General features: G+C 68.1%; 6 protein-coding genes. 2 read left to right on the plus strand and 4 right to left on the minus strand.

Going from position 1 to position 8,192, the window contains the following annotated elements:
• Positions 1 to 121: 121 nt before the first annotated feature.
• The 3 genes from fusA to rpsL all read right to left on the minus strand — a co-directional run bounded on the left by fusA (position 122) and on the right by rpsL (position 3,215).
• Positions 122 to 2,197, minus strand: a complete 2,076-nt coding sequence (fusA, locus tag AX737_RS27900; RefSeq protein ID WP_066927116.1) for an elongation factor G — start codon at positions 2,195 to 2,197, stop codon at positions 122 to 124.
• A 57-nt stretch (positions 2,198 to 2,254) separates the two neighbouring features.
• Positions 2,255 to 2,725 carry a 30S ribosomal protein S7 gene (gene rpsG, locus AX737_RS27905; protein ID WP_066927119.1) on the minus strand — a complete coding sequence of 157 codons (471 nt, stop codon included), beginning with the start codon at positions 2,723 to 2,725 and terminating at the stop codon, positions 2,255 to 2,257.
• A 118-nt stretch (positions 2,726 to 2,843) separates the two neighbouring features.
• A complete protein-coding gene (gene rpsL / locus AX737_RS27910; protein ID WP_066927123.1) occupies positions 2,844 to 3,215 on the minus strand; it encodes a 30S ribosomal protein S12 in 372 nt (123 codons plus the stop codon).
• 516 nt (positions 3,216 to 3,731) lie between these two features.
• Between rpsL and AX737_RS27915 the strand changes: the two genes are divergently transcribed.
• Positions 3,732 to 4,130 (plus strand): hypothetical protein, encoded by a 399-nt coding sequence (locus tag AX737_RS27915; protein WP_156454004.1) that lies wholly within the window; start codon positions 3,732 to 3,734, stop codon positions 4,128 to 4,130.
• Positions 4,131 to 4,367: 237 nt separating this feature from the next.
• Here AX737_RS27915 and recA read toward each other — a convergent pair whose 3' ends face one another.
• Entirely contained in the window at positions 4,368 to 5,459 is a 1,092-nt protein-coding gene (gene recA / locus AX737_RS27920; RefSeq protein ID WP_066927127.1) for a recombinase RecA, read from the minus strand.
• Between the two features lie 463 nt (positions 5,460 to 5,922).
• Here recA and AX737_RS27925 point away from each other — a divergent pair, with 463 nt between their 5' ends.
• The gene (locus AX737_RS27925; RefSeq protein ID WP_082773343.1) at positions 5,923 to 8,067 is read left to right on the plus strand and encodes a TonB-dependent siderophore receptor; all 2,145 of its coding nucleotides are present in this window, start codon (positions 5,923 to 5,925) and stop codon (positions 8,065 to 8,067) included.
• Positions 8,068 to 8,192 lie beyond the last annotated feature (125 nt).

Consider the following 8,192-nt stretch of genomic DNA (forward strand, 5'->3'; position numbering starts at 1 on the left):
ATCGTGCCGATGTTGCAGTGCGGCTTGGTACGGCTGAACTTTTCCTTGCCCATAGGGGCCTCCTTATCGTCTGAGTCTGGTTATGAGGACGTTCGCGGTACGCTTCAGGCGTACTTGGCCATTAGGCGTACTTGGCAATGACCTTGTCGGCCTCGCCGCGCGGCACTTCCTCGTAGTGGTCGAACTGCATGGTGAAGTTCGCCCGGCCCTGCGACATGGAGCGCAGGTTGTTCACGTAGCCGAACATGTTGGCCAGCGGCACCATCGCGTTGATGACGTTGGCGTTGCCGCGCATGTCCTGGCCCTGGATCTGGCCGCGGCGGGAATTCAGGTCGCCGATGACCGAGCCGGTGTAGTCCTCAGGGCTCACCACCTCGACCTTCATCACCGGCTCCAGCAGCACCGAGCCGCCCTTCTGGAGCGCCTCGCGGAAGGCGGCGCGGGAGGCGATCTCGAAGGCGAGCGCCGAGGAGTCGACGTCGTGGTAGGCGCCGTCGACCAGCTCCACCTTCACGTCCACCACCGGGAAGCCCGCGAGCACGCCCGCGCCCAGGACCGAGTTGAGGCCCTTCTCGACGCCCGGGATGTACTCCTTCGGCACCGCGCCGCCGACGATCTTCGACTCGAAGGCGAAGCCGGCGCCCGGCTCGTTCGGCTCGACCACGAACTTCACGCGGGCGAACTGACCGGTACCGCCGGTCTGCTTCTTGTGCGTGTAGTCGATCTCCTGACGGCGGGTCAGCTTCTCGCGGTACGCCACCTGCGGCTGGCCGATATTCGCATCGACCTTGTAGGTGCGGCGCAGGATGTCGACCTTGATGTCCAGGTGGAGCTCGCCCATCCCGCGCAGGATGGTCTGGCCCGATTCCTGATCCGTGGAGACCCGGAAGGACGGGTCCTCGGCGGCGAGCTTCTGGAGCGCGATGCCGAGCTTCTCCTGGTCGGCCTTCGACTTCGGCTCGACGGCGATCTCGATGACGGGCTCGGGGAACTCCATCCGCTCGAGGATCACGGCCTTGTTCGGGTCGCACAGGGTGTCGCCGGTGCGGGTGTCCTTGAGGCCGGCCAGAGCGACGATGTCGCCCGCGAAGGCTTCCTTGATGTCCTCACGGTTGTTGGCATGCATCAGGAGCATGCGGCCGACGCGCTCCTTCTTGTCGCGGGTCGAGTTGATGACGTTGGCGCCCGAATCGACCTTGCCCGAGTACACGCGGCAGAAGGTGATCGTGCCGACGTGGGGGTCGTCCATGATCTTGAAGGCGAGCATGGAGAAGGGATCCGAGTCGAGCGGACGCCGGACGGTCTCCTCCTCGGTCTTGAAGTCGATGCCCTTGATCTCGCCGCGGTCGGCGGGGGAGGGCAGGTAGTCGACGACGGCGTCGAGGAGCGGCTGGACGCCCTTGTTCTTGAAGGCCGAGCCGCAGAGCACCGGGTGGAAGGCGCGCAGCTGCACGGCCTTGCGCACCAGCAGGCGCATCGTGTCCTCGCTCGGCTCGGTGCCGTCGAGGTAGGCGGCCATGGCGTCGTCGTCGAGCTCGACACAGGCCTCGACCAGCTTGGTGCGGTACTCGACGGCCTGGTCCTTGAGGTCGGCCGGGATCTCGGTCTCGTTGAAGTTGGCGCCCAGCGCCTCGCCCGACCAGACGATCGCCTTCATCTTGATGAGGTCGATCACGCCCTGGAAGTTCGACTCGGCACCGATCGGCAGCTGCAGGCAGACGGGCTTGCCGGCGACGCGGTCGATGATGTCGGCCACGCACTTGAAGAAGTCGGCGCCGATCTTGTCCATCTTGTTGACGAACACGACGCGCGGGACGTCGTACTTGTCGGCCTGGCGCCACACCGTCTCGGTCTGGGGCTCCACGCCCTGGTTGCCGTCGAGCACGCAGACGGCGCCGTCGAGCACGCGGAGCGAGCGCTCCACCTCGATGGTGAAGTCGACGTGGCCGGGGGTGTCGATGATGTTCAGGCGCTTGTCGCGCCAGAAGCACGTCGTCGCGGCGGACGTGATCGTGATGCCGCGCTCCTGCTCCTGCTCCATCCAGTCCATCGTGGCGGCGCCCTCATGGACCTCGCCGATCTTGTGGGACTTTCCGGTGTAGTAGAGGATCCGCTCGGTCGTCGTGGTCTTGCCGGCATCGATGTGGGCCATGATGCCGAAGTTGCGGTAGTCCTCGATCGCGTGCGTGCGGGGCATCGGGGTCTCTCCGGATAGGGGCGGACAGGCGCACCCCCTTGGGTGCGCCTCAGCGAATTACCAGCGGTAGTGCGAGAAGGCGCGGTTGGCCTCGGCCATCCGGTGGGTGTCCTCGCGCTTCTTCACGGCGTTGCCGCGGTTGTTGGCGGCGTCGAGGAGTTCCGCGGACAGGCGCTCGACCATGGTGCGGTCGTTGCGCGAGCGGGCGGCCTGGATCAGCCAGCGGATCGCCAGCGCCTGGCGGCGCTCGGTGCGCACCTCGACGGGGACCTGGTAGGTCGCGCCGCCGACGCGGCGGGAGCGGACCTCGATCGCCGGGGCGACGTTGTCGAGGGCGGCGCGGAAGACCTCGATCGGGTTGGCGCGGGCGCGGTTCTCGACGATGTCGAAGGCGCCGTAGACGATCCGCTCGGCGGTCGACTTCTTGCCCTCGTACATGATCGAGTTCATGAACTTCGTGAGGACCACGTCACCGTACTTCGGGTCCGGGATGATCTCACGCTTCTCGGCAGAGTGACGACGGGACATTGTTTGTGACTTTCGAAAAATATGATCTTAAGCGCCTCACGCAGGCCGCCTTTCTCCTCTGGAGCGGCAGCATCCTTGTGAGGCCGTGGAAAGCAGTCCGGCCTTGGTCCGAAAAAACTTACTTCGGACGCTTGGCGCCGTACTTCGAGCGGCGCTGCTTGCGGTTCTTGACGCCCTGGGTGTCGAGCACGCCGCGCAGGATGTGGTAGCGCACGCCCGGAAGGTCCTTCACGCGGCCGCCGCGGATCATCACCACGGAGTGCTCCTGAAGGTTGTGGCCCTCGCCCGGGATGTAGCCGATGACCTCGAAGCCGTTGGTCAGGCGGACCTTGGCCACCTTACGCAGAGCCGAGTTCGGCTTCTTCGGGGTCGTCGTGTAGACGCGGGTGCAGACGCCGCGCTTCTGCGGGCAGGCGTTCAGCGCCGGCACCTTGTTGCGGCTCCGCTGGATCTTGCGCGGCTGCGCGATCAGCTGGTTGATCGTCGGCATTCTCTGCCCTCTTCCTGCGGATCGCCTGCCGGGCGATCCTGTCCCGTCGTGACGCCCCTCGCGGGGCTTGGTGTGGCGGCCGCGGCTAAAACCTTGGCCGTCACGTCGCAAAACGAATATGCGCCAGGGGTCGCGAAACCCTTGGCGCGCTGTCGGCAGAGGAGCACGACCGGTACAGGCGCGCTCGTACCTACGGATCTGACGAAGCGTCAGGCGATGTGAGCCTCCGGAGCCTTTGGGCGCGATGGCGGAGCGGTGAAATTCCGTCCGCGGCAGCCCTGTGCCGTCCGAAGTGGCGCGCTTCTAGACGCGCCAGGGCCGGTCGTCAATGCATGAGGCTGCGTTTTCTCGTCCCTGTGGTCCGTTAACGCGCGGTTTCCGGGCGCCCCCTCCCCGCTCTGGGACGGTACGGACCGGTAACGCTCACCAATGATTAAAGCGACTCGGCGAAATGTCCGGATCGCGGGGCGCCGTCGTGAGCGCGCCGGATGCGTTCAGCGTGCCAGGGTGATGCGTATGGGTCTCGTCTCGACGGCGTCCGACAACGTGGTTCCGTTCCGCCGCCCCCTGAAGACCCCGGCCGCCGTGCTCGGCGACGGCGTCCGCGAGGGCCAGATCCGCCGCCGCAGCGAGCAGCGCAGCCTGATGGACGCGGTCTACGCGGGCGGCAGCCTGCTGGTGGCGGCCGAGGATCGCGAGACCAAGGTCACGGCCTCGCGGCTGCAGGTCTACGGCTTCCTCGGCATCGAGGAGGTGCTAGAGGACGGCACGCGCCGCCGTCTCCGCCCCTCCGAATCGGTGCGGGCCAAGGGCGACCGGCCCTGGCGCCTCTCCAAGCCCGCCTTCGGTGCCCTGGCGGTCACGGTCCCGGCGATCGACGACTTCCTGTTCGAGCCCACCGGCCACCGCGCCTGAGTCGCGGATCCCAAAGGTCGAGACCTTTGGCGGGTCCAGGGCGGAGCCCTGGTCGGCGAAGCTACCAAGCTCGGGGCCAAGCTCGGGGCTTTGCCCCGAGGCCCCGCCTGCAGCGCCTTTAGGCGCCGAAAGGGCCTGATGCCCTTGGGGATCCCCCACATGAAGAAGCCCGCCGGACCAGCGGTCCGGCGGGCTTCTTCATGTCCGGCTTTGCCGGAACTATGGCCGGCGCCTGGCTCAGGCCTCGCCCTCGTCGAGGTCGTCGGCGGTGGGCGTGGCGTTCTCGAGGATCTTGTCGGCGACGAGGCCGGAGTTCTGGCGGATCGCCGCCTCGATCTTGTTGGCCACCTCGGGGTTGTCGCGCAGGAACCCCTTCGAGTTCTCGCGGCCCTGACCGAGGCGCTGGCTGTTGTGGGAGAACCACGCGCCCGACTTCTCGACGATGCCGGCCTTCACGCCGAGGTCGATCAGCTCGCCGACCTTCGAGATGCCCTCGCCGAACATGATGTCGAACTCGACCTGCTTGAAGGGCGGCGCGACCTTGTTCTTGACCACCTTGACGCGGACTTGGTTGCCGATGGCCTCGTCGCGATCCTTCAGGGTCGAGACGCGGCGGATGTCGAGGCGCACCGAGGCGTAGAACTTCAGCGCGTTGCCGCCCGTGGTCGTCTCGGGGGAGCCGTACATCACGCCGATCTTCATCCGGATCTGGTTGATGAAGATCACCATGCACTTCGAGCGCGAGATCGAGCCGGTGAGCTTGCGCAGCGCCTGGGACATCAGGCGGGCCTGCAGGCCGGGCTGGCTCTCGCCCATCTCGCCCTCGATCTCGGCGCGCGGCGTGAGGGCCGCCACCGAATCGACCACCAGCACGTCGATGGCGCCCGAGCGCACCAGCGTGTCGGTGATCTCGAGCGCCTGCTCGCCCGTGTCGGGCTGTGAGATCAGCAGGTCGTCGAGGTTGACGCCGAGCTTGCGCGCGTAGACCGGGTCGAGGGCGTGCTCAGCGTCCACGAAGGCGCAGACGCCGCCCTTCTTCTGGGCCTCGGCGATGGTGTGGAGCGCGAGCGTGGTCTTGCCGGACGATTCCGGCCCGTAGACCTCGATCACGCGGCCGCGCGGCAGGCCGCCGACGCCGAGCGCGATGTCGAGGCCGAGCGAGCCCGTCGAGACCGTCTCGACCTCGGTCACCTGCTGGTTCTTGCCGAGCCGCATGATCGAGCCCTTGCCGAAGGCGCGCTCGATCTGGGACAGGGCGGCGTCGATCGCCTTCGACTTGTCCTTGTCCATGCTGGGCGTATCCACCACTTTCAGTGCGGGCTGGGCCATCTCGGCGGCATCCTTATGCGGGTGTCGGGCGCCGTTCGCAATCGCGCCCCGGCTGGCATTTATGTACCTGTTTTGTTCTCGTTCCGCAAGGGCCGCGAGGGCTCGGTCGGGGCCCTGGACACAGGGGTGGAGCTGCACGAGGGGAGGCCGCAGACGGTCCGGGCCGTCATTCCCCGGGGCCGCGGCGCGGAACCCGGAGCGTACGGCGTGGCGGTTCATGCCGGCCGGGGGCGCGGCCGGATATTCCCGCTCCGGTTGTACTGTGCTCGCGGGAAGCAATCGGGAAAGAAGAGTTTATAATTATTCGAACTCTATCATGTTGATTTTGCGATACGTCGTCCAGCAAACGAATTCATCCGGACGCTTCATCCTCGGCCCGCCCTTGCCTCCGCCGGCCGTACCGCGCTGATCGGCCGGGCGGCGGGACCTCGACGGCTCCCGCGAACGGCTGGGAGCGCGGGTTATGGCGGGAGCGGGCAGGGGCGGACGGGTGCGCGCGGCGGCCCTCCTCGGCGGGATCGCGCCGTTCTGCCTCGCGGCGGCCCAGGCGGAGACGGCCGAGGACGAGGTCGTCCTCTCGGAACTGTCCGTCGTCGGGATCGGGCCGGGGCCCGGCGAGGTGGCGACGGGGCCCGTCGCCGGCTACCGGGCCAGCCGCACGGGCACCGCCACCCGCACCGACACGCCGCTGCGCGACGTGCCCCAGTCGATCCAGGTGGTGCCGCGCGAGGTGCTGGTCGATCAGCAGGACATCCGCCTCGCCGACGCGGTCCAGAACGTCAGCAACGTGCAGTCCGGCGGCACCATCCAGGGCCGCTCCGACACCTTCGTCATCCGCGGCTTCCGCACGCAGACCTACGCCGTGGACGGCGTGCTGCTGAGCCAGGCCAACACCTTCAACACCACCCAGCGCGACCTCGCCGACGTCGAGCGCATCGAGGTTCTGAAGGGGCCGGCCTCCGTGCTCTACGGGCGCGGCGATCCCGGCGGCCTCGTCAACGTCGTCACCCGCCGGCCCACGATCCTGCCCTCCGGCGAGCTGACGGCGCAGGGCGGCAGCTTCGGATTCGCGCGCCTGCAGGGGACGGTGTCGGGCGCGCTGCCCGGCGCCGAGGGGCTCGCCGGCCGGGTCAGCTTCGCGGCGCAGGACGACCCGACCTTCCGCAATTTCGGCGACCGCTCGAACAGCCGCACCTTCGTGGCGCCCGCCTTCTCCTGGACGCCCGCCCCGGACACCCGCGTCGAGCTGCTGGCGGAGCTGACCCGGCAGGACACGCAGTACGACGAGGGCCTGATCGCCCGCAACGGCCGGGTGCCGCTCGACGACATCCGCCGGTACTACGGCACGACCAACTCGCGCTACAACGCGCAATCGAACTTCGTCACGCTCCGGGCCGAGCACGACCTCACCCCGGACCTGACCCTGCGCCAGGTCATCAACGTCCAGTCCGGCGGCTTCGACGTCTTCGCGGTCCGCGCCACCGGCCTCACGGCGGCCGACACCCAGGTCACGCGCCGGGGCACGGCGGTCGAGAACGGTTTCGCGGCGATCGACACGCAGAGCGAGGCGGTGGCGAAGTTCGACCTGTTCGGCCTCCGCAACACGCTTCTGGCGGGTTTCGAGTACACCCGCGGCTTCCGCAGCTCCTACGCGCAGCAATCCACCTTCAGCCCCACCAGCTTCCTCTTCCCGGTCCCCGGCGGCACGTTCGGCGCCTTCGGCTTCCAGAGCGACATCCGGCAGAGCACCGAGCTGTACGGGATCTATCTCCAGGACCAGATCGATCTCGGCGCCGGCGTGCAGCTCCTGCTCGGCACGCGCATCGATGCCGGGAGCCAGTTCTATTTCAACCGGTTGCCGACCACCCGCACCGTCCCGCCGGACCAGGCGCTGCTCGGCTTCTCGCCGCGGGTCGGCCTGCTCTACCGGCCGGTCGAGCCGCTGACGCTCTACGCGAGCTACACGACCTCGTTCAAGCCGCAGACGGACAGCGTGCTGAACGTCTCGAACCCGCCCCCCGAGACCGGGGTGCAGTACGAGGTCGGGGCGCGCTACGACCTGATCCCCTCGCTCCTCACGGTGAGCGCCGCCGCCTTCAGCATCACCCGGCAGAACGTCGCGGCGACCGATCCGGTCAATTCCGGCTTCTCGGTGATCACCGGCGCGCAGCACTCCGAGGGTCTGGAGCTCGACATCGCGGGTGAGATCCTGCCGGGCTGGAAGATCATCGGCGGCCTCGGCTATCTCGACGCCCGGATCGCGAAGGACACGACCTTCACGGTCGGCAACCGGCTCATCGGCGCGCCCGAATTCAGCGGCAGCGTCTGGTCGACCTACCAGATTCAGGCGGGGGCGTGGCGCGGCCTCGGCTTCGGCGCGGGCGTCACCCACGTGGGCAGGCGGGCGGGCGACCTCAACAACAGCTTCTTCGTCGGCGCCTATACCCGCCTCGACGCGGCGCTGTTCTACGATTTCGAGCGCTACCGCTTCGCGATCAACGCGCGCAACCTCACGGATGCGCGCTACATCGAGCAGCCGTTCAACCCGACCAACAACCTGCCCGGCGCGCCGCTGACCGTGCTGGCGACGATCACCGCGCGGATGTGAGAGGCGCCGGGCTCGACCGGAGAGGGCGCGCGCGCCGCTTCCTCCCCCTTTGCGGGCAGGGCGATCGCAGATGGCGGGGGTCGTCTCCGAGATCGCCACTGGAACCGCGCCGCGCCCCCTCTCCC

Origin of the sequence: Methylobacterium sp. CCH5-D2 (assembly GCF_001556475.1) — a bacterium.
In the GTDB taxonomy this organism is placed as follows: Bacteria; Pseudomonadota; Alphaproteobacteria; order Rhizobiales; family Beijerinckiaceae; genus Methylobacterium; species Methylobacterium hispanicum.

Excerpts from the sequence above, each read along its gene's own strand:
- fusA (WP_066927116.1), bottom strand. The coding sequence starts at position 2,197 with ATGCCCCGCACGCACGCGATCGAGGACTACCGCAACTTCGGCATCATG.
- rpsG (WP_066927119.1), bottom strand. The coding sequence starts at position 2,725 with ATGTCCCGTCGTCACTCTGCCGAGAAGCGTGAGATCATCCCGGACCCG.
- rpsL (WP_066927123.1), bottom strand. The coding sequence starts at position 3,215 with ATGCCGACGATCAACCAGCTGATCGCGCAGCCGCGCAAGATCCAGCGG.
- AX737_RS27915 (WP_156454004.1), top strand. The coding sequence starts at position 3,732 with ATGGGTCTCGTCTCGACGGCGTCCGACAACGTGGTTCCGTTCCGCCGC.
- recA (WP_066927127.1), bottom strand. The coding sequence starts at position 5,459 with ATGGCCCAGCCCGCACTGAAAGTGGTGGATACGCCCAGCATGGACAAG.
- AX737_RS27925 (WP_082773343.1), top strand. The coding sequence starts at position 5,923 with ATGGCGGGAGCGGGCAGGGGCGGACGGGTGCGCGCGGCGGCCCTCCTC.